General features: G+C 65.1%; 20 protein-coding genes. 5 read left to right on the top strand and 15 right to left on the bottom strand.

Annotated elements, in window-relative coordinates:
- Positions 1-6 precede the first annotated feature (6 nt).
- From N5D20_RS20105 to grxD, 7 genes are all read right to left on the bottom strand, one after another.
- Positions 7-1,179, bottom strand: coding sequence for a PilW family protein (locus tag N5D20_RS20105; protein WP_313123896.1), 1,173 nt, complete (start codon positions 1,177-1,179; stop codon positions 7-9).
- Positions 1,180-1,187: 8 nt separating this feature from the next.
- On the bottom strand, positions 1,188-1,658 hold the full coding sequence (pilV, locus tag N5D20_RS20100; RefSeq protein ID WP_054171396.1) for a type IV pilus modification protein PilV: 471 nt from the start codon (positions 1,656-1,658) through the stop codon (positions 1,188-1,190).
- Positions 1,655-2,170, bottom strand: coding sequence for a Tfp pilus assembly protein FimT/FimU (locus tag N5D20_RS20095; protein ID WP_043400476.1), 516 nt, complete (start codon positions 2,168-2,170; stop codon positions 1,655-1,657). The genes pilV and N5D20_RS20095 overlap by 4 nt, the downstream gene beginning before the upstream one ends.
- A gap of 161 nt (positions 2,171-2,331) precedes the next feature.
- Positions 2,332-3,720, bottom strand: coding sequence for a nucleotide 5'-monophosphate nucleosidase PpnN (gene ppnN / locus N5D20_RS20090; RefSeq protein WP_049436550.1), 1,389 nt, complete (start codon positions 3,718-3,720; stop codon positions 2,332-2,334).
- A 252-nt stretch (positions 3,721-3,972) separates the two neighbouring features.
- Positions 3,973-7,188 carry a TonB-dependent receptor gene (locus tag N5D20_RS20085; protein ID WP_057503591.1) on the bottom strand — a complete coding sequence of 1,072 codons (3,216 nt, stop codon included), beginning with the start codon at positions 7,186-7,188 and terminating at the stop codon, positions 3,973-3,975.
- A gap of 233 nt (positions 7,189-7,421) precedes the next feature.
- On the bottom strand, positions 7,422-8,198 hold the full coding sequence (locus N5D20_RS20080) for an SDR family NAD(P)-dependent oxidoreductase (RefSeq protein WP_049455524.1): 777 nt from the start codon (positions 8,196-8,198) through the stop codon (positions 7,422-7,424).
- Entirely contained in the window at positions 8,195-8,515 is a 321-nt protein-coding gene (gene grxD / locus N5D20_RS20075; protein WP_005408852.1) for a Grx4 family monothiol glutaredoxin, read from the bottom strand. Before grxD ends, N5D20_RS20080 begins: the two co-directional genes overlap by 4 nt.
- Positions 8,516-8,635: 120 nt before the next feature.
- Between grxD and N5D20_RS20070 the strand changes: the two genes are divergently transcribed.
- Positions 8,636-9,214 (top strand): superoxide dismutase, encoded by a 579-nt coding sequence (locus N5D20_RS20070; RefSeq protein WP_049423333.1) that lies wholly within the window; start codon positions 8,636-8,638, stop codon positions 9,212-9,214.
- A 74-nt stretch (positions 9,215-9,288) separates the two neighbouring features.
- On the opposite strand, the gene N5D20_RS20065 is transcribed toward N5D20_RS20070, so the two are convergent.
- The 3 genes from N5D20_RS20065 to purE all read right to left on the bottom strand — a co-directional run bounded on the left by N5D20_RS20065 (position 9,289) and on the right by purE (position 11,390).
- The gene (locus N5D20_RS20065) at positions 9,289-9,630 is read right to left on the bottom strand and encodes a carboxymuconolactone decarboxylase family protein (RefSeq protein ID WP_197578855.1); all 342 of its coding nucleotides are present in this window, start codon (positions 9,628-9,630) and stop codon (positions 9,289-9,291) included.
- Positions 9,631-9,741: 111 nt separating this feature from the next.
- Positions 9,742-10,890 (bottom strand): 5-(carboxyamino)imidazole ribonucleotide synthase, encoded by a 1,149-nt coding sequence (locus N5D20_RS20060; protein WP_197578854.1) that lies wholly within the window; start codon positions 10,888-10,890, stop codon positions 9,742-9,744.
- Entirely contained in the window at positions 10,887-11,390 is a 504-nt protein-coding gene (gene purE / locus N5D20_RS20055) for a 5-(carboxyamino)imidazole ribonucleotide mutase (protein ID WP_005412808.1), read from the bottom strand. Before purE ends, N5D20_RS20060 begins: the two co-directional genes overlap by 4 nt.
- A 58-nt stretch (positions 11,391-11,448) precedes the next feature.
- Between purE and N5D20_RS20050 the strand changes: the two genes are divergently transcribed.
- From N5D20_RS20050 to N5D20_RS20035, 4 genes are all read left to right on the top strand, one after another.
- On the top strand, positions 11,449-11,718 hold the full coding sequence (locus N5D20_RS20050; RefSeq protein ID WP_005408847.1) for a Trm112 family protein: 270 nt from the start codon (positions 11,449-11,451) through the stop codon (positions 11,716-11,718).
- A complete protein-coding gene (gene nadC, locus N5D20_RS20045) occupies positions 11,715-12,566 on the top strand; it encodes a carboxylating nicotinate-nucleotide diphosphorylase (protein ID WP_049436546.1) in 852 nt (283 codons plus the stop codon). Before N5D20_RS20050 ends, nadC begins: the two co-directional genes overlap by 4 nt.
- A 172-nt stretch (positions 12,567-12,738) precedes the next feature.
- Positions 12,739-13,737 carry a DUF2272 domain-containing protein gene (locus N5D20_RS20040; RefSeq protein WP_197578853.1) on the top strand — a complete coding sequence of 333 codons (999 nt, stop codon included), beginning with the start codon at positions 12,739-12,741 and terminating at the stop codon, positions 13,735-13,737.
- Between the two features lie 68 nt (positions 13,738-13,805).
- Entirely contained in the window at positions 13,806-14,156 is a 351-nt protein-coding gene (locus N5D20_RS20035) for a DUF3301 domain-containing protein (protein WP_049436544.1), read from the top strand.
- Positions 14,157-14,260: 104 nt separating this feature from the next.
- Here N5D20_RS20035 and N5D20_RS20030 read toward each other — a convergent pair whose 3' ends face one another.
- From N5D20_RS20030 to petA, 5 genes are all read right to left on the bottom strand, one after another.
- Positions 14,261-14,713, bottom strand: a complete 453-nt coding sequence (locus N5D20_RS20030; RefSeq protein ID WP_005412806.1) for a ClpXP protease specificity-enhancing factor — start codon at positions 14,711-14,713, stop codon at positions 14,261-14,263.
- Between the two features lie 84 nt (positions 14,714-14,797).
- Positions 14,798-15,433, bottom strand: coding sequence for a glutathione S-transferase N-terminal domain-containing protein (locus N5D20_RS20025; protein WP_005408842.1), 636 nt, complete (start codon positions 15,431-15,433; stop codon positions 14,798-14,800).
- 134 nt (positions 15,434-15,567) lie between these two features.
- Positions 15,568-16,317, bottom strand: coding sequence for a cytochrome c1 (locus N5D20_RS20020; RefSeq protein ID WP_049436543.1), 750 nt, complete (start codon positions 16,315-16,317; stop codon positions 15,568-15,570).
- Positions 16,310-17,569, bottom strand: a complete 1,260-nt coding sequence (locus tag N5D20_RS20015) for a cytochrome bc complex cytochrome b subunit (RefSeq protein ID WP_197578852.1) — start codon at positions 17,567-17,569, stop codon at positions 16,310-16,312. The genes N5D20_RS20020 and N5D20_RS20015 overlap by 8 nt, the downstream gene beginning before the upstream one ends.
- The gene (petA, locus tag N5D20_RS20010; RefSeq protein WP_004151998.1) at positions 17,569-18,189 is read right to left on the bottom strand and encodes a ubiquinol-cytochrome c reductase iron-sulfur subunit; all 621 of its coding nucleotides are present in this window, start codon (positions 18,187-18,189) and stop codon (positions 17,569-17,571) included. Before petA ends, N5D20_RS20015 begins: the two co-directional genes overlap by 1 nt.
- Positions 18,190-18,231 lie beyond the last annotated feature (42 nt).

Here is an 18,231-nt window from a genome sequence, read left to right as displayed (position 1 = left end):
GTGGCCTCAGTTGCCATACAGGCGATTGCGCAGAGCGATCGTGCTCTGGTAGGCGGCGCGCATGCGGCCGTCAGAGGGCGCGGTATAGGTCACGCCGAGCGCGCTCAGCGGCGCACTCGAACTGGCCTGGACAGATGCAGCCGGGTCCGGGCTGGATACCACCAGCCCCAACTGCACCGTGCCCACACGCTGCCAGCCGCGCGAGGCCGGCACGATGGAGGCCTGAACATCGGTCGCGGTACCCTGGCGATCGATGTAGCCGGTCGGCGACACCGTGCTCAGACCGTGATCCTGGCCGTACAGAAGCTGCATGTTCTCCACGCCTTCGACCAGCGCCTCTGCCGGTCCCGCCACCAGGGCAGCACCGGGCTTGGCGGTGAATCGAAGGCGATACAGCGAGGATTGCTTGGTCGTAGCGTCGTAGCCCACGTACAGGATGGACGTCTCGGCGCGATACAGCACCGCCTGGCCGGGCTCGTAGTTGCGGGCGATGGCCACATCGTTGTTGGGTGCGGTACCCACCGTCACGGTGCCAGCCTTTGCATCGATCGCACGAGCCTGGAAGACCGTGGCGGAAATGCAGTCGGCCACACCGAACAGCCCCGGGTCGGTAACTCCGCTATCAAGCACGGCAAGACGTTTTGGATCAAAGCTGAAAACCGGCTGGGCAACCGTACCGGCTACCGCCGTGACCGGCACACCGGTGGGCACCAGATAGCGCAGAGCGACGATATCGCTGCCGTCGACCCGGTTCTTGATGGCCGCGGCGAACTCACTCGGCAACGCCGGCGAGTACTTGCTGCCGCCCGTTGACGGCGTTGCCGCCAACGTCACCGCGTCGCCCGGCTTGGTATCCGTTGCTTCGTAGCCCTGGATCGACCGCGCGAAGTCCAGCGCGGGGTGGCCTCCCGCAGCGAAGGTGGTTGCCAAGGTGCCCTGCGGATCATGCGCCTGATCGTTCACGCAGCCGAAGTGTCCCGCCATGCGCAGTTCGCGTTGGAGGGAATCCATCGCGAAACGGCTGTTCTCCTGGACCCGCGCCAGCCCTTCAGACAACTGGTAGGCCGTGCGTGAAGCGGCGAACACCTGGACCACGCCCAGCATGATGATCAGGCCGATGGTCAGGGCGATCATCAACTCGATCAACGACAGGCCACTCATCGTTTGGCGGGAGCGCATTCTGGTCATCACAGCAGGCTCTCCGCAGCAAAGGTGGTGTCAGCCTTCGAATCGGGATTCCAACGCTCATCGCCCCAACTGACCGACACCCGTACCCGGCCGTCATTGACGGTTACCGTTCCGGATGCCGAGTCACCCAGTGCACGGCCCAGGCGGCAGCGCCAGTCGCGGGTGAAGTCATCCTTGCCGATATCCTTGCCAATGGACGGCGCGCAGTCACCCTTGCCGGTGGTAGCAGCATAGGTACCGGCATAGCTGAGCGCGTTGATCCGGTTGGCCCGGATCTGATCAAGCAGCTCGTACCCCAGGTTGGTGGCCTGGGTGCGGTAGTTCGCGCTCTGGACAAACCGTACATTCATCGTCTGCAGTAGCGCGAAGCCAAGCAGGCCAATACCCATCACCAGGATCGCGATCATGACCTCGATCAGGGTGAAACCTCCCTGCGCCATACGGTGCGGCTGGAAGCCGATCTTTCTCATGAGCAACTCTCCTTCAACAGCCGGACCTGTCCCGTAGGCGATATACGCAGCGTTCGCTGCAGGGGCTGGTCGCCACACTTCTCAGGGCGCAGTGTCACATCCACTTCCGCGTTGGCGCGATTGCGGCCACGGCCATCGAAGCCGATGGTCAACGTTTCGGTTGCGGACTTCATGGTTGGGCGACCTTCGCTGTAGCGCAGCACGTTCTCACCGGAATCAAGCGACCCGTTCCCGTTGCGATCCTCCCAGACCATCCAGCCGTCGGCCCAGCTGCTGCCATCACACTCTTTGCCTGCGGTGGATGCGCATACAGCCCCACCACGCGTGTTCTTTATCGCCTCGGAACGGGCAAGTGCTAGCGACGCGATCAGTTCGTTGGTCGTCGTGGCCACACGATTTGAGCGGATCGTACTTTGGAAGCTGGGATACGCGATGGTGCTCAGGATCGCCAGGACGGCAACCGTGACCATCAACTCAACCAGCGTGAAGCCGTTTTGCCGGCGCAAAGACATTGGACGCTCCCCAGCGTGTTGATGGCCACGATGGGCCATCGCCCTGCCACCGGCAAGCGGCGGCAGGATGAACGGTCATTCCGGGGCGACGGGCGTCAAAGCCTTGACGACCCGCCCTCCCCTGCCTGTGCCGGCGCGATCCCCATCGCGCCGGCGCAGGCTCAGGCCAGCACCTGGTAGCAGGGCTGGTATTCGCCGGAGATCTTCATCCGGCGCTGCTCGACGAAGGCACGCAGCAGCCCGTCCAGGGCCTGCATCATGTCCGGGTCGCCATGGATCTGGAACGGCCCGAACTGCTCGATGCGGCGCATGCCGTCTTCCTTCACATTGCCGGCCACGATGCCCGAGAACGCCCGGCGCAGGTCGGCCGCCAGCGCGTGCGGGGCACGCCCGTGGTGCAGGTCCAGCGCGGCCATCGCCTCGTGGGTTGGCACGAACGGCTGCTGGTACTCCCACGGAATCTCGATCGACCAGTTGAAGAAGAACGAGTCCTTCTGCGCCAGGCGGTGCTCACGCACGCGCTTGATGCCGTTGGCCATCTTCTTTGCCACCGCCACCGGATCGCCGATGACGATCTCGTAGCGCTCGGCGGCCGCATCGCCCAGGGTCAGGCGGATGAAGCGGTCGATCTGCTCGAAGTACGGCGCGGCCACGGTCGGTCCGGTCAGGATCAGCGGGAACGGCAGGTCCTTGTTCTCCTCGCGCAGCAGGATGCCGAGCAGGTACAGGATTTCCTCGGCGGTGCCGACACCACCGGCGAACACGATGATGCCGTGGCCGATGCGGACGAAGGCCTCCAGGCGCTTCTCGATGTCCGGCATGATCACCAGGTGGTTGACGATCGGGTTCGGCGACTCGGCGGCGATGATGCCCGGCTCGGTCAGGCCGATGTAACGCGTCACGGTACGGCGCTGCTTGGCATGGGCAATGGTGGCGCCCTTCATCGGGCCCTTCATCGCGCCCGGACCGCAGCCGGTGCAGATGTCCAGGCCGCGCAGGCCCAGCTCGTAGCCCACCTGCTTGGTGTACAGGTACTCGTCGCGCGAGATCGAGTGGCCACCCCAGCAGACGACCAGATTCGGGTCGCCCGGGTTGAGGATGCGCGCGTTGCGCAGCAGGCCGAACACCGCATTGGTGATGCCCTCGGACGACTCCAGCTCGGCCGCGTAGGCAGGGCCCATCTCGATGGCCATGTAGGCCAGGTCACGCACCACCGCGAACAACAGTTCGGCGACGCCGCGGATGATCTCACCGTCGACGAAAGCCATCGCCGGTGCATTGACCAGGTCGATGCGCACGCCGCGATCCTGCTGCGCCACCTGGATGTCGAAATCGGGATACAGATCGCGCGCCGCGCGCGGATCGTCAGAAGCACTGCCGCTGGTCAGCACGGCCAGCGCGCAGCGGCGCAGCAGCTCGTGCATGCCGCCGGCGGAGGCATCGCGCAGGCGGGCCACTTCGGCCCGCGACAGCACATCCAGCCCACCGCGCGGGTAGATCCGCGCGTCCTGCACCGGCAGTGCACGGGCTGATTTTTCGTTCGTGGTCATGTCCAATTTTTCGCTTCCTTCAAGGTTTCCGACTGTACTGCCGCCCCCTTAAAAAGCAAAACGGCCGGGAAGCCCGACCGTTGGATGTGTGCTTCCCGCGTTCGCCTTTCCGGGACCGCATCGGCGGCGTTGGCACCGCGCACATTTCTGGATGCTACGCCGATGCCAAGTGACCTGCAAGGACTTTCGCCTGAACGGAAAACGGCCGGGTTTCCCCGGCCGTTTTCACTTACTGCTTCAAGCTCTGATGGATCAGAACTCGTAACGCAGGGTCAGCATTGCCGACCAACGCGAAACGACGCGTGACGGGTAGCCCGAGCTGAAATCGTACTCACGCAGTTCCTGCGGCGAGTTGCGCCCCAGATCGTACTCGTACGAACCGTCGGCCTTGACCTTGCCAGTGGTCAGGTAGCGAGTATCGAAGTCAGACGCGTTGCGAGTCCGACCCCAGCTCTTGTCCAACATATTCAGGAAATTGTAGATATCCAGACGCAGGATCGACTTGTGCTCTTTGAAGAAGCCCGGCAGTTCCTGCTGGATGGCCACGTCCAGCTGGTTGACCCACGGGTTGCGGGCACCGTTACGCTCGGCGACCGAACCGCGACGAGCTGCCAGATACGGATTCTCGTCGATGCGGCGCTGGAACTCGGCGATCTCGTCGGCGGTCGCAGCACGATTGCCCTTCACGTACGAAACCTTCGCGTCATTGAGCAACGGAATGTACGCCGGATCCTGGAAGATGCCGTCACCGTTCATGTCACCATCAACCAGCCACGTGTAAGGCAGGCCGTTGCGACCGGTGTAGAAGCCGGTAATGCTGGTCTTGTAGTCACCGAAGAACGCGTGCTCCCAACCCAACGACAGCTTGATCTGATTGCGGATCTCGCGAGTGGCGGTGCCGGCATACTCCTCGTTCGGGTTCAGGCGCGAAACGAACTGGTAGCTCGACCAGGCCTGTGAACTGGTGTCCGAACCCACCTCTGTTGCCTTGGTGTAGGTGTAGGACAGGTTGCCGTACCAACCATTCGCCATCGGCTTGTCCAACGAGAAGGTGACTGCAGTGGAGCTACCCTTGTCGGAGTTGGTCAGGTAGGTCGAGTTGGTGGTGTAACCCGGCTTGCTACCATTGTTCTTCACGCCGCCCGGAGTGACCCAGTAGCTATCACGACCATCGAACAGCTGGCCATTCGGCGTACCAATGTTCAGGGCGTTGTAGAACACCGCATCCTTGTTCTTCAGGTACTGCACTTCGACGGTGCCCACCAGGCCCATCCACGGCAGCTCATGATCGTAGCCCAGGCTAGCCTTCCAGACGGTCGGCAGCTTGAAGTCCGGATCAATGGAATCCATCTGCGCGTTGGTCGGCGCGGCGGCACCGCTCGGGAACGGCTGATTGAATGCATCCGGACTGAACGCGTACTGGCCATTGTTCGGGACACAGCCGCGAACCACGGTGTTGCCGTAGGCGCAGAACGAGGCCGAGGTCATGCCGTTGTTCTGGTACGGATTGGCAAGCCAGACGAACGGCGGGACCGACTGGAACAAGCCCACGCCACCGCGCAGCTGCGAGTAGCGCTCGGTATCGAAGGTGTAGTTGAACGAGAAGCGCGGCATGATCACCTTATTGCTGCTGCCGAGCTTGTAGTCATTGCGGAAGCCGAAGGTTTCCTCGAAACCCGGCTTGCGCGGCGGCGCCTTGTCGGCCTTCGGGATATTGGCGCGCACACCATAGGTGATCGACAGGTTGTTATTTACCTGCCAAGTATCCTGCAGGTACGGACTGATCATGGTGAAACCAATCGCAGCCGCAGTGTCGGCTTCTGAGTACCCGCCGATCGGACGGCGCACATCGTAGCGGTAGTACTTGCCTGCTTCGAAGTCAGCGATGCTGTCAAAGGTATACACACCGTGCAGATCGCGACCATACAGATTCAGCGCGTCGGTATCTTCATAGTCGAAACCACCCTTGATGGTGTGATCACCGGCGTAGTAGGTACCGAAGATCGAGGCGGTCTTCTTCTTGGTGTTGATCGCATTCTCGTGTCGATTGCGGTCTTCACCCAGGCGCACACCGTTGCTCGAGCCAGACTGGGTGCTGGCCACACCCACATTGATGGTCGGCAGGTTCTGCGAAGCGCCCGAGACCTGCTCGAACTTCTGGTAGCTGAACTTGGCCTCGGTCGTGAAGTTGTCGGTCCAATCGCTGAACAGCTGCAGTGCAGTGTTCTTGGTCTCGCTGGTCTTGGTGAACCAACGGCTGGTAAGGATCACCGAGTTTGCGTTGCTGTCGTACGGCTGCGGCAGCGACTCCTCAGTCTGCTGGTAGGTCAGGCTGGCGCGATGTGAGTCGTTGATGTTCCAGTCGATTTTGCCCAGATAGCGCTTGTTGGTCAGATTCACGCCACCGGCTGCACCATAGGTACCCGGATCGATTCCGTACTTGTTCTTGGAAATATCGATGACCCGGTCGATCTCCGCGCGCGTCACCGCACCAGTGCTCAGACCGTCGGAAGACGCCGCACCACCGAAGTCGGTGATTTCCTGTTCTTCATACGACCCAAAGAAGAACAGGCGATCCTTCAGGATCGGACCGCCCAGAGTGAAGCCCTTGGTGGTGTCCTTGCCGAAAGCATCGTAGTCCTCGCCGTTGCGCTTGCCCACCATGCTATCGGCCTTCTTGTACACGTAGTACGCCGAACCGTGGAACTCATTGGTACCAGACTTGGTGACCGCATTGATCGCGGCGCCGACCACGTCCTGAGACACGTCATAGTCGCTGACCTTGATATCGTAGGCAGCGATCGTGTCCACCGAGATCGGCGAGCCGGTGTACGGCATGCCGTTGGCGTTGAGGCCGAACGGGTCACCCTGAGACAGGCCGTCGACCGAGATCTTGTTATAGCGGTTGTTGATACCCGCGACCGAGATTGCGCCGGTGGCCTGGTCAGTCACGCTGATGCGCGGATCCAGGCGAGCGACGTCATCCAACGAACGGTTGCCCTTGGGCGCCAGCTCCAGCTTGCGGCCGTCAACCGAGGTACCCACGCCCTTGTTTTCCGAGCTGAAGACGCTCGAGCCGGCAGTGGCAACAACGTTCACGGCATCCAGGTTCGTCGCCGCCAGATCACCGCCCAGGTTGGCGTTGACCGTGTTGACCTGGTTCAGATTCAGGAAGACACCTTCTTCGGTCTTGGTGCCTTCACCGGACTTGGTGATGGTGATGGTGTACGGGCCACCCACGCGCAGGCCGCGCGCGGTGTAGCGACCCGACGCATCGGTGGTGGCACGCGAAACGGTGCCCGACTCGGTGTGGGTGATGGTGACTTCAGCACCAGCAACTGGCTGGCCTGCGGCGGACATCACCTGGCCGCCGACACCGGCAGAGGTGCTCTGGGCGAAGGCGGGAGCGGCGGCGAGCGCAGCCACGAGACCAAGGGTGAGCTTGGACATCCGGAGTGGGTGGGTCATTTTTCGGTAGCCTCGATGCGAGTTGGCGATGGCGGAAAAAAAAGCGCATCCAAACAGCCCTGCGGGTGGCTGGTCGGACATTTATCTGGGGTTCCCTACCGCTTGGCTGAAGGAAGCCACAACGGTTAACACTAGATTAACACGCTACGCCATCAATGTGACGGTTGTGCGACAAACGGCACCGGATCGCAACGCAATCGTGACGGGTTCTTCACTCCGCCTTTCCCCGGGATCTACTCGCCGGGGGGCGCCTCGCTGGCATCGAGAATCTGGCCGCGCCAGGTAGCGCCAGCACCGGACAACAGGGTCACGGCCGCGGCGGCGGCGGCCTCCGGGCCTTGCGCGGCCGGGTCCTGGTCTACGGAATAGGCCCGGGCCCGCAAGGCCGTGCGCAGCGGGCCGGGGTACAGGCCACTCACCCTTACCGGGCTGCGGCCGAGCTCGTCGTGCAGGCTGGCGATCAGGCCACGCAGGCCGTGCTGGGCCACCCCGTAACCGCCCCAGTAGGCCTGACCGACCCGCTCGGGGGCATCGACCGCAAACACCAGCGCCGCATCTTCGCGCTGCCGCAGCAGCGGCAGGCAGGCCTGGGCCAGCCAGGCGGGCGCAGTCAGGGTGACGTGCACCGCGCGGGCAAAACTGGCCGGGTCTGCCAGCTCAAACGGGGTCAGGCCCGGGAAGTGAGCGGCACAGACCAGCAGGCCATCCAGGCGCCCCAGCTCGCGCTGCAGGGCCTGGGCCAGCTCGGCATAGTCGTCGGGGCCCGCGCCTTCCAGGTCCAGCGGATACAGCAGCGGCTCCGGGCCGACCGCCTGCACCTGGGCGTAGACACGGTCCAGGCGGCGAGGCTTGCGGCCCAGCAGAACCACGGTGGCCCCGGCGGCCGCAGCAGCCACTGCCGCCGCACTGCCCAATCCGCCACCGGCACCGGCGACCAGCACCACGCGATCCTGCAACGGGCGGCCATCGAGCGCCCCGTCGGTCGGTGACGTCGATGGCCAGGCACTCATCCCTGGGTCGCCTCTTCGACGATGCGCTTGAGCTCGCCGGCTTCGAACAGCTCCAGCACGATGTCACAGCCGCCAATCAACTCACCGTTGATGAACAGCTGCGGGAAAGTCGGCAGGTTGGAAAAACGCGGCAGGTTGGCGCGGATCTCGGGCTCTTCCAGCACGTTGACGGTGCGCAGGGTGACCGCGCCGGCCGCCATCAACGCCTGTACGGCGCGGCTGGAGAAGCCGCACATCGGGTATTGCGGGGTGCCCTTCATGAACAGCACGAGCGGGTAACGATCGACCTCGGCCTGGATTTGCTGCATTACCGCCACAACCACACTCCTTGCTTCGCCGGACAAACCGACCGTGATGGTCGGCTAGACTGCCCACGGTAGCCGCCATTGTAAGCGGATGGAACCGGCTGCCGCCGCCCCCTGGCCACGAACCTGTCCATGCCTGTCGAATTGCCCGCCCTGCCCTATCTTCCCGGCTCCCTGCAGCCGCACCTGTCCGCACAGACCGTGGAACTGCATCACGGCCGCCACCATCGCGCCTATGTGGATGCCGTCAACGCCGGCATTCTCGGCACCGAGTGGGAGGAAGCGTCGCTGGAGGAGATCGTCCGCCACGCCCAGGGCACGCTGTTCGATGCCGCCGCCCAAGCCTGGAACCATGGCTTCTACTGGCAATGCCTGCGCCCGCGCGGCGGCGGTGAGCCGCAGGGGCGACTGGGCGAACTGGTCAAGCGCCAGTTCGGCGACGTGCAGCGCCTGCGCGAGGAATTCAACCGCACCGCGCTGGGCCTGTTCGGCTCCGGCTGGGTCTGGCTGGTGCAGCATCCGGGCGGGCAGCTGGGCCTGCAGGCCACCCGCAATGCAGGCACGCCATTGACCGGTGAAAGCACCCCGCTGCTGTGCTGCGACGTCTGGGAGCACGCTTACTACACCGACTACCAGAACGATCGCGCGCGGTATCTGGACGCGTTCTGGCAGATGGTCAACTGGGAATTTGCCGAAAGCCAGCTGCGCTGACCCCTGTAGAGCCCAGCCCATGCCCGGCTGCTGTCCGGCCAGCCGAGCATGGGCTCGGCTCTACAGATCAGGCATCACGCGCTCTCGTGCGCGGCCACGGCGTCCATCACCCGCGCTGAGTACACCAGCGCAGCGCCTGCATTGAGCGACACCGCCACACCGAGCGCCTCGGCGATTTCCTCGCGGCTGGCGCCCTGCTTCAGCGCGGCGTCAACATGCACGGTGATGCAGCCATCGCAGCGGGTAGTCACCGCCACTGCCAGCGCGATCAGCTCGCGGGTCCTGGCATCAAGGTGGTTGGTCTGGGCGCCGGCGTTGGCCAGCGTGGCGTAGCCCTTGATCGTGTCCGGCGAGAGCTTGCCGATCTCGCCGATGCGGCCCTTCAGTTCCTTGCGATAGGCATTCCAGTCGAGCATGGGAGTGACTCCTGTGAAAGGAGCTCCACGCTACCACCGGAAATGTTGCGCCAATGCCTGCACCGGCGCGCCACATCGCTGCATTGCCGGCCAGCGGCCGGCACTACCGGCTCAGCGGTTGCGCAGCGCGTGCACCGCCGGCGCCACCTGGGCCTGGCGGTCCAGCTCCAGGCCAACCTGGTCCAGCGCATCGGCCAGTGCAGCGGCATCATCGTCGCGCAACGTGGCGTGGCCGACCTTGCGGCCTTCGCGCGGCTCCTTGCCGTAGTCGTGCCAATGGCCACTGGCCTGCGCCAGCACCGGCGCCGGGTCGGGCATCGCGCCCAGCCAGTTCAGCATGCAGGCATGGCCGAGCATGCGGGTGCTGCCCAGCGGCAGGCCCAGCACGGCACGCAGATGGTTCTCGAACTGCGAGGTCTCGCTGCCTTCGATGGTCCAGTGGCCGGAGTTGTGCACGCGCGGTGCCATCTCGTTGGCCAGCAGTTCGCCGTCACGACAGAACAGCTCCAGTGCGAACACGCCCACATACTGCAGGTGCTCGGCGACGCGGCGGGCATAGCCGATCGCGGCCTGCTGCTCGGCATCGGACAGCACGGCCGGGGCCACGCTGGCCGACAGCACGCCGTCGACATGCCAGTTGCCGGTGACCGGCCAGGCCTCGAAGCTGCCATCGCGGCCACGCACAGCGACCACACTGACCTCGCGCTGGAAGGCAACGAAGCCTTCCAGGATCAGCCCGGTGCGCTCGACCTGTGCGCCAAGCGCGTCCCATGCAGCGTCGATGTCGGCTTCGCTGCGCAGGCGGAACTGGCCCTTGCCGTCGTAACCGAGGCGGCGGGTCTTGAGGATGCACGGCAGGCCGAACTCGGCGGCCTTCGCGGCCAACTCGTCACGGCTGCGGATGTCAGCAAAGGCGGGCAGCGGAATGCCCAACTGCTGGAACAGGGTCTTCTCGCTCAACCGGTCCTGGGCCACCGCCAGCGCAGCCGGCGGCGGGTAGACCGGCACGCGGTCGGCCAGAAACTGCGCGCTGTCGGCAGGCACGTTCTCGAAATCGAAGGTGACCACGTCCACCTTGGCGGCGAAATCCGCCAACGCCTGGCGGTCATCGAAGGCACCGACGGTGAGCGGCGCCAGCGGGCCGCTGCAGGCGTCGGCTGCCGGGTCGTACAGTTCGAAGCGCAATCCCAGCGGCGCACCGGCCAGGACCATCATGCGGGCGAGCTGACCGCCGCCCAGGATGCCGACGGTCAGGCTCATTGGCGCGGATCGTCGTGGGCCATCACGTCTTCGGTCTGGCGTGCACGGAAGGCGTCGAGCGCCTGGCCGATCGCCGGCTGGTCGCTGGCCAGCATCGCTGCGGCGAACAGCGCGGCGTTGGAGGCGCCGGCATTGCCGATGGCGAAGGTGGCGACCGGAATGCCGGCCGGCATCTGCACGATCGACAGCAGCGAATCCATGCCGTTGAGGGCCTTGGACTGCACCGGCACGCCCAGCACCGGCACGGCGGTCTTGGCGGCGATCATGCCCGGCAGGTGCGCGGCCCCGCCGGCTCCGGCGATGATCGCGCGCAGGCCACGCGGGCCCGCCTGCTCGGCGTAGCTGAACAACACATCCGGCGTCCGATGCGCGGACACCACCTTCACTTCGAACGGAACACCCAGGGCTTCAAGCTTCTGGGCGGCGTGCTGCATGGTTTCCCAGTCGGAACGGGAACCCATGACGATGCCGACAAGCGGCGCGATCGGGTTGGGGGTCATTGGCCGTCACCTGCCTTAAAGACGTATTCTAGCCATCTTCCACGCAAGACGAAGAACCATGGATCGCAAGCTGCTCGACCTGCTGGTGTCGCCGGACACCCGCCAGCCCCTGTCCCTGCTGGATGGCAAGGGCCTGGAAGCCCTCAACAAGGCCATTTCCGCCGGCGCGGTGAACAAGGCCGATGGCAACCCGCTGGCGCAGCCGCTGCGCGAAGCGCTGGTCACCCGCGACCGCAAGCAGGTGTTCCGCGTTGACGACGGCATCCCGGTGCTGCTGGCCGAGGAAGCCATCCCCACCGCCCAGATCGCCGACTTCCCGGCCGCATGAGCGCGCTGCCGACGCCGGATGCGGCCGTTGTCGCCGCCGATGTCGCGCGTGCGCTGGCCGAGGATCTTGGCAGCGGCGACGTCACCGCTGCGCTGTTGCCCGACCAGGCTGACAGCGCGTACCTGCTGTGCAAGCAGGACGGGGTGATCGCCGGTCGCCCCTGGTTCGACGCCACCCACCGCGCGCTCGACCCGGAGGTGCGCATTGAATGGCGTGTCTCCGAAGGTGACGCGGTCACTGCCGGCACCGTGCTGGCCGTGCTGCATGGGCGCAGCCGCAGCCTAGTGAGCGCCGAGCGCACCTCGCTGAATTTCCTGCAGACGCTGTCCGGCACCGCCACGACCACCGCGCGTTACGTGGCGGCGGTGGCCGGCACCGGCACGCGCATCCTCGACACCCGCAAGACCCTGCCCGGCCTGCGCCTGGCGCAGAAGTACGCAGTGCGTTGTGGCGGCGGCGAGAACCACCGCTTCGGCCTGTACGACACGGTGATGCTGAAGGAAAACCACATCCGCGCTGCCGGTTCGCTGCCCGCAGCCGTGGCTGCCGCGCGCCGGCAATGGCCCGCGCTGCCCCTGGTGGTCGAGGTGGAGGATCTGGCGCAGCTGCGCCAGGCGCTGGAAGCCGGTTGCGAACGCATCCTGCTGGATGACTTCAGCCCGGACCTGCGCCGCGAGGCCGTGCGCATTACCGCCGGCCGCATTCCGCTGGAAGTGTCCGGCAGCGTGGGCCTGGGCGGCCTGCGTTCGATCGCCGAGGACGGCGTGGACTGCATCTCCATTGGTGGCCTGACCAAGCACGTGCAGGCGATTGACCTGTCGTTGAAGCTGGGCCCGCCGCCGGGCTGAGGCCTACGTGACCTTGTAGCGCCGAGCCCACGCTCGGCTGCTTCTCGATCTGCGGCGCGCCCTGCACGCGTTGAGCCGAGCACAGGCTCGGCTCTACACGATCCGGGACGCCTTCACGGCTCGGCTACGGCCGCCTCTGCGACGCTGCCGACATCCCCCACAGGAGCCGCGCATGCGCCGGATGCTCTTGCCTGCCTGTCTGCTGCTCGCGGCAGCCCCCTTGTCCGCAGCGGCCGCCGAAGCGTGCGATGTACCGCCCCGCTTCGGCCTGAGTCCGCTGGCGGTGGCCATCCGCAACACTGCCTGCAACGAGCACCGGCTCTGGTACCGGCCCTTCATCGACCGCGATGGCCGCGCCGCCAGCCTCAGTGTCACCGAGGCCGAAAGCGATCACCTGGCCGACAACGGCCTGATCGCCTGGCAGCGCGTGGCCGGCTACTGGCGCAACAGCGGCACGCTCAACGCGATGGGCAGCATCGCGGGTGCCAGCAGCTGCCTGGCACCGCTGGGCACGCGCTACACCGACAGCGACTGCCGTGCCTTCCTGATCGACAACCCGTGGTCGGCCGCGTTCATTTCCTGGGTGATGGTGCAGTCCGGCGTTCCCGGCTTCAACACGTCGCCGCGCCATATCGACTACATCCGCGCCGCGTACCAGGGCGGCCCCTCGGGCGTGCCGTACCGGCTGGTCGATCCCGCGACCGCAAAGCCCGCGCCCGGCGACCTGCTCTGCTTCCTGCGCGACCGCAGCACCACGCTCAGCTACAGCGGGCTGGTGCAGGCGCTGGGCAACGGTTCGGTGGGCCACTGGAAATCGCATTGCGAAGTGGTGGTGGCTGCCAACCTGGGGGGCGACCAGACCCTGTACCTGGTCGGTGGCAACGTCATGAACACCGTGGCGATGCGGTTGCTGCAGCTGGACCGCACCGGGCTGATCAAGTTGCCTCCGGCACGCGAACGCAACAGTACCGGCATCGACCCCAGCTGCACGCCCGGCCGCGAGGACGAATGCAGCTTCAACCGCCAGGACTGGGCAGCGCTGCTGCAGTTGACCGCCACATCACCGCTGGTGATGCCGTCGCCAACTGCGACGCCAATGCAGTCCGCGCCACCGCAGCCGGTCGTCATACCGCCTCAACCAGTCTCTGCTGGTCCACAACCGACGCGGTGATGCCAGGCGCTTGATCCAGCGCGCGTTCGCCGCCATCTTTGAGGGATCGACCTCTGACGGCTGACGCCATGCCCACCCTGCTGCTGTTGCTGATTGCCGGCGGAATCATCTATTTCTTCTGGAATGCCGCACGTTCGGCCGCCGAGCGCGCGGTCGAACTGGGGCGCAATGCCTGCCGCGCCGCCGATGTGCAGTGGTTGGACCAGGCGGTGCACGCCACCGGCCTGCGCCTGTCGCGCGGCGAGGATGGCCGGCTCGGTTTCGAGCGCACCTTCAAGTTCGAGTACTCCTACGATGGCATCGATCGCCACGTGGGCCGCATGGTCCTGCGCGGCGACCAGCTGATCTCATTCACTGGCCCGGGCGCGGCGCGGATCAGCCAGATCCGGCCGGATGTGGATGATGCCGAGGATGTGTAAGGACTGAAGGTGTGCCGACCAACGGTCGGCACCCACACAATCCCGGCACCCGCCGATAAATCCTGCAAAGGAAAACGCCGCCCATCGGGGCGGCGTCGGAAACATTACTTGACCACGCGCAGGTTCGGGCGCCCCTTCGGCGGCGGACTGGCCGGCGGCGTATCGTCCGGCGGCGTGCCTTCCTCGTGCAGCAGCTCGTCGCTGGTCGGCGCGGTTTCGTTGCCCGGAATGTCATCCGGCAATGCCATGCCCTGCCCGGTCTCGCGGGCGTAGACGGCCAGCACGGCGCTGATCGGTACCTGCACCGGGTAGCTGGTGCCGGAGAAGCGCGCCGAGAAGCTCACCATCTCGTTGTCGATCATCAGCCGCACGACGGCACGTTCGGCGATGTTGAGCACGACCCGGCCATCCTTGACCGCCGAAGGCGGGACCTGCACGCCGGGAACGCCGGCGTCGACCAGGATGTGCGGGGTCAGCTGGTTGTCGTTGATCCATTCCACCAGCGCCCGCAGCAGGTACGGGCGGTGGCTGGTCATGTGGAAGAAGTCTTCGGTCATGCGTGAAGTGTACGCGCCCGGCGCCCTGCCGGGGCGGATCGCCTGCACGCCGGTCGGCGTGCAGACGGGTAACGCATGCCCGGATCAGACCGGCAGATCGCGCAGCTTCTTTTCCTGATCGGTCAGGCTGCGGACGAAACCGGGATGGCGGAAGATGCGGTTGCCGTAGTCTTCGATCGCCTTGCCGTCCTTCGGCAGCGGTACGTCCAGCGACTGCAGGCGCCAGATGATCGGCGCCATCGCGCAGTCGGCCAGGCTCATTTCCGGGTTGAGGAAGAACTTGCTGGCCTTGAACAGCGGCAGCGAGGCGGTCAGCAACTCCTTCAGGCGCTTGCGGCCGGCCTCGGCCTGGGTCTTGTTGCCCAGCTGGATGGCCTGCACCTGCGGCACCCAGTCGTGCTCGATGCGCAGCATGGCCAGACGGATGCGCGCACGCGAGAGCGGATCGACCGGCATCAGCGGCGGATGCGGGTAGCGCTCGTCCAGGTATTCGCTGACCACCGACGCGGCGTAAAGCACCAGTTCGCGTTCGACCAGCGTCGGCACCGAGTGGTACGGATTGAGGTCGATCAGGTCTTCAGGCGGGTTCTGTGGATCGACCGGAACGAAGTCGAAGGTCACACCCTTGGCCGCCAGGACCAGGCGTACACGGTGGCACAGTACATCGTCGTTCGAGGAAAACAGCGTCAGTGTATTGCGCATGCGTACGCTCGCCGCCATCAAAGGCTCTCCCACGACAGGAGACCGCCTGCCGCATCGGCGCCGCCGGCACCGTGCCAGCGATCGACTCCTCCCCGAGTGTGCAACCGACCATCACAAAAGCCAATAGGCCCGTGCGATGGCCGGCGGCATAATCAGTGAACGTCCTTCCAGTATTCCTTCTTCAGCAGGTACAGCAGGAAAGTCAGCAGGGCCAGGAACAGGATCACCCACACGCCCAGCTGCTGGCGCTTGAGCGCGGCCGGTTCACCGGCATATTCGAGGAAGTTGGTGATGTCCCGCACGGCCTGGTCGTACTGCCCGGCATCGACCGAACCCGGCGTTTCAATCTTCAGGCCGGTCACCGGCGGATCCATGCCCGGCGCCTCCGGCTTGCCATGCACGGCATGCTGCAGGCCCTGCATTTCCCACAGCGGGTTGGGCATGGAGGCATTGGCGAACAGCGCGTTGTTCCAGCCCAGCGGCCGGCTGCTGTCCAGGTAGAACGACTTGAGATAGGTGTAGACCCAGTCGCTGCCCCGCACGCGCGAGATCAGGCTGAGGTCCGGCGGCATCTTGCCGAACCACTTCTCGGCATTCTCCTTGGGCATCGCCACCGGGATCGGATCGCCGATCGCCGAGCCGGTGAAGTTGAGGTTGTTCATCACCTCTTCCTCGGTCAGGCCCAGGTCCTGCGCCATCCGCGAATAGCGCAGGTACTTCAGCGCATGGCAGCCGGAGCAGTAGTTCATGTACAGCTGCGCGCCGCGCTGCAGCGAGGCACGGTCACCCAGGTCGTTGCCGGCCTGCAGCAGCTTGGTGCCGCCTTCGGCGGCGGAGGCCAGGAAACTGCCCAGCATCAGGGTGGCCATCAGGGCCAGCCGGACCATCCAGCGCTCAGTCATGCGTGGTCACCCTCTCCGGTACCGGCTTGGTCTTGTCCAACCTTGTCCATAGCGGCATGGTGATGAAGAACGCGAAGTACAGGAAGGTCAGCACCCGCCCGATGTAGGTCTCGTGCACGTCGGTGCCAGGGCCGGAACCAATCACGCCCAGCCACACGAAGCACACCGCCAGCACACCCAGCATCACCTTCGAGATCCAGCCGCGGTAGCGCACCGACTTCACCCTGGCCTTGTCCAGCCACGGCACAAGGAACAGGATCGCAATGGCCGAGAACATCACCAGCACGCCACCCAGCTTGTTGGGCACCACGCGCAACATCGCGTAGTAAGGCGTGTAGTACCAGACCGGCTTGATGTGCTCCGGGGTCACCAGGCGGTTGGCCTCGGTGAAGTTGTCGTGCTCCAGGAACAGGCCACCGAAACCGGGTGCGAAGAAGATGATGAAGGCGGCGATGATCAGCAGGAAGCCGGCGCCGACGCCATCCTTGAGCGTGTAGTACGGGTGGAACGGAATGCCGTCGGCCGGCGCGTTCGGCGACCAGCGGTTGCCCTTCGGCCCCTTCTTGATCTCCACGCCATCGGGATTGTTCGAACCCACTTCGTGCAGCGCGCCCAGGTGCAGTATCACCAGCAGCAACAGCACCAGCGGCAATGCGATGACATGCAGCGCGAAGAAACGGTTGAGCGTGGCGTCACTGGGCAGGTAGTCGCCCATGATCCATTCGGTCAGGCCGTTGCCGATCACCGGTATCGCGCCGAACAGCGAGATGATCACCTTGGCGCCCCAGAACGACATCTGGCCCCACGGCAGCACGTAGCCCATGAAGGCTTCGGCCATCAGCACCAGGTAGATCAGCATGCCCAGGATCCACACCAGCTCGCGCGGCTTCTGGTAGCTGCCGTACAGCAGGCCGCGGAACATGTGCAGGTAGACCACGATGAAGAACAGCGAGGCACCGGTGGAGTGCATGTAGCGGATCAGCCAGCCCCACTCCACATCACGCATGATGTATTCGATGGAGCCGAACGCCTCGGCGGCGTTGGTCTTGTAATGCATCGTCAGGAAGATGCCGGTGACGATCTGGTTGACCAGCACCAGCAGCGCCAGCGAACCGAAGTAGTACCAGATGTTGAAGTTCTTCGGCGCGTAGTACTCGCTGACGTGCTTGCGGTACACCGGCATCAGGCCCGGTGCGCGGGCATTGACCCAGTCGGCCACGCCGCTGGCGGTACGGCTGAGGATATTGGCCATCAGGCAGCCCCCTGCGGATCGACACCGATGATGATGGTGTTGTCGTCCTGGTAGTGGTGCGCGGGCACCTTCAGGTTGATCGGCGCCGGCACGTCCTTGAAGACGCGGCCGGACATGTCGAAGCGCGACTTGTGGCAGGGGCAGAAGTAGCCGCCCTTCCACTGCGGGTCGTAGGGCTCAGGCCGGATCTCGGCGACCATTTCCGGCGAGCAGCCCAGGTGCGTGCACAGGCCGACCAGCACGGAAATATCCGGCTTGATCGAGCGCAGCTCGGGGTTCTGCTTCAGCACGTAGTCCGGCTGCTGGTCCTTCTCGCCGGACTCGGGGTCCTTGAGACGGCCATCCAGCCCGTGCAGCGCATCGAGGATCGCCTTGGACCGCTTGACGATCCAGATCGGCTGGCCACGCCATTCCACGATCAGGCGTTGGCCTTCCTGCAGGGCGCTGATATCGGCCACCACCGGTGCGCCGGCAAGCTTGGCGCGGGCACTGGGGTTCCAGGATTTGATGAAAGGAACTGCGGTGAATCCGACGCCGACGGCGCCCACCACGGCTGTGGTGGCAGAAAGAAAACGCCGACGTCCGGTGTTGACTGGATCGTGTACCCCATCGTTGGCCATCCGGCACTCCGATATTGATTAGGTAGCTTTAAGGCTGCCAGC

Source organism: Stenotrophomonas sp. GD03877 (assembly GCF_029840555.1).
In the GTDB taxonomy this organism is placed as follows: domain Bacteria; phylum Pseudomonadota; class Gammaproteobacteria; order Xanthomonadales; family Xanthomonadaceae; genus Stenotrophomonas; species Stenotrophomonas geniculata.
This window is presented reverse-complemented; position numbering and strand designations above follow the sequence as displayed.

Bases quoted from the DNA above. Each gene is read 5' to 3' on its own strand.
- N5D20_RS20105 (WP_313123896.1), bottom strand. From the start codon at position 1,179: ATGCGCTCCCGCCAAACGATGAGTGGCCTGTCGTTGATCGAGTTGATG.
- pilV (WP_054171396.1), bottom strand. From the start codon at position 1,658: ATGAGAAAGATCGGCTTCCAGCCGCACCGTATGGCGCAGGGAGGTTTC.
- N5D20_RS20095 (WP_043400476.1), bottom strand. From the start codon at position 2,170: ATGTCTTTGCGCCGGCAAAACGGCTTCACGCTGGTTGAGTTGATGGTC.
- ppnN (WP_049436550.1), bottom strand. From the start codon at position 3,720: ATGACCACGAACGAAAAATCAGCCCGTGCACTGCCGGTGCAGGACGCG.
- N5D20_RS20085 (WP_057503591.1), bottom strand. From the start codon at position 7,188: ATGACCCACCCACTCCGGATGTCCAAGCTCACCCTTGGTCTCGTGGCT.
- N5D20_RS20080 (WP_049455524.1), bottom strand. From the start codon at position 8,198: ATGAGTGCCTGGCCATCGACGTCACCGACCGACGGGGCGCTCGATGGC.
- N5D20_RS20070 (WP_049423333.1), top strand. From the start codon at position 8,636: ATGCCTGTCGAATTGCCCGCCCTGCCCTATCTTCCCGGCTCCCTGCAG.
- N5D20_RS20065 (WP_197578855.1), bottom strand. From the start codon at position 9,630: ATGCTCGACTGGAATGCCTATCGCAAGGAACTGAAGGGCCGCATCGGC.
- N5D20_RS20060 (WP_197578854.1), bottom strand. From the start codon at position 10,890: ATGAGCCTGACCGTCGGCATCCTGGGCGGCGGTCAGCTCGCCCGCATG.
- purE (WP_005412808.1), bottom strand. From the start codon at position 11,390: ATGACCCCCAACCCGATCGCGCCGCTTGTCGGCATCGTCATGGGTTCC.
- N5D20_RS20050 (WP_005408847.1), top strand. From the start codon at position 11,449: ATGGATCGCAAGCTGCTCGACCTGCTGGTGTCGCCGGACACCCGCCAG.
- nadC (WP_049436546.1), top strand. From the start codon at position 11,715: ATGAGCGCGCTGCCGACGCCGGATGCGGCCGTTGTCGCCGCCGATGTC.
- N5D20_RS20040 (WP_197578853.1), top strand. From the start codon at position 12,739: ATGCGCCGGATGCTCTTGCCTGCCTGTCTGCTGCTCGCGGCAGCCCCC.
- N5D20_RS20035 (WP_049436544.1), top strand. From the start codon at position 13,806: ATGCCCACCCTGCTGCTGTTGCTGATTGCCGGCGGAATCATCTATTTC.
- N5D20_RS20030 (WP_005412806.1), bottom strand. From the start codon at position 14,713: ATGACCGAAGACTTCTTCCACATGACCAGCCACCGCCCGTACCTGCTG.
- N5D20_RS20025 (WP_005408842.1), bottom strand. From the start codon at position 15,433: ATGGCGGCGAGCGTACGCATGCGCAATACACTGACGCTGTTTTCCTCG.
- N5D20_RS20020 (WP_049436543.1), bottom strand. From the start codon at position 16,317: ATGACTGAGCGCTGGATGGTCCGGCTGGCCCTGATGGCCACCCTGATG.
- N5D20_RS20015 (WP_197578852.1), bottom strand. From the start codon at position 17,569: ATGGCCAATATCCTCAGCCGTACCGCCAGCGGCGTGGCCGACTGGGTC.
- petA (WP_004151998.1), bottom strand. From the start codon at position 18,189: ATGGCCAACGATGGGGTACACGATCCAGTCAACACCGGACGTCGGCGT.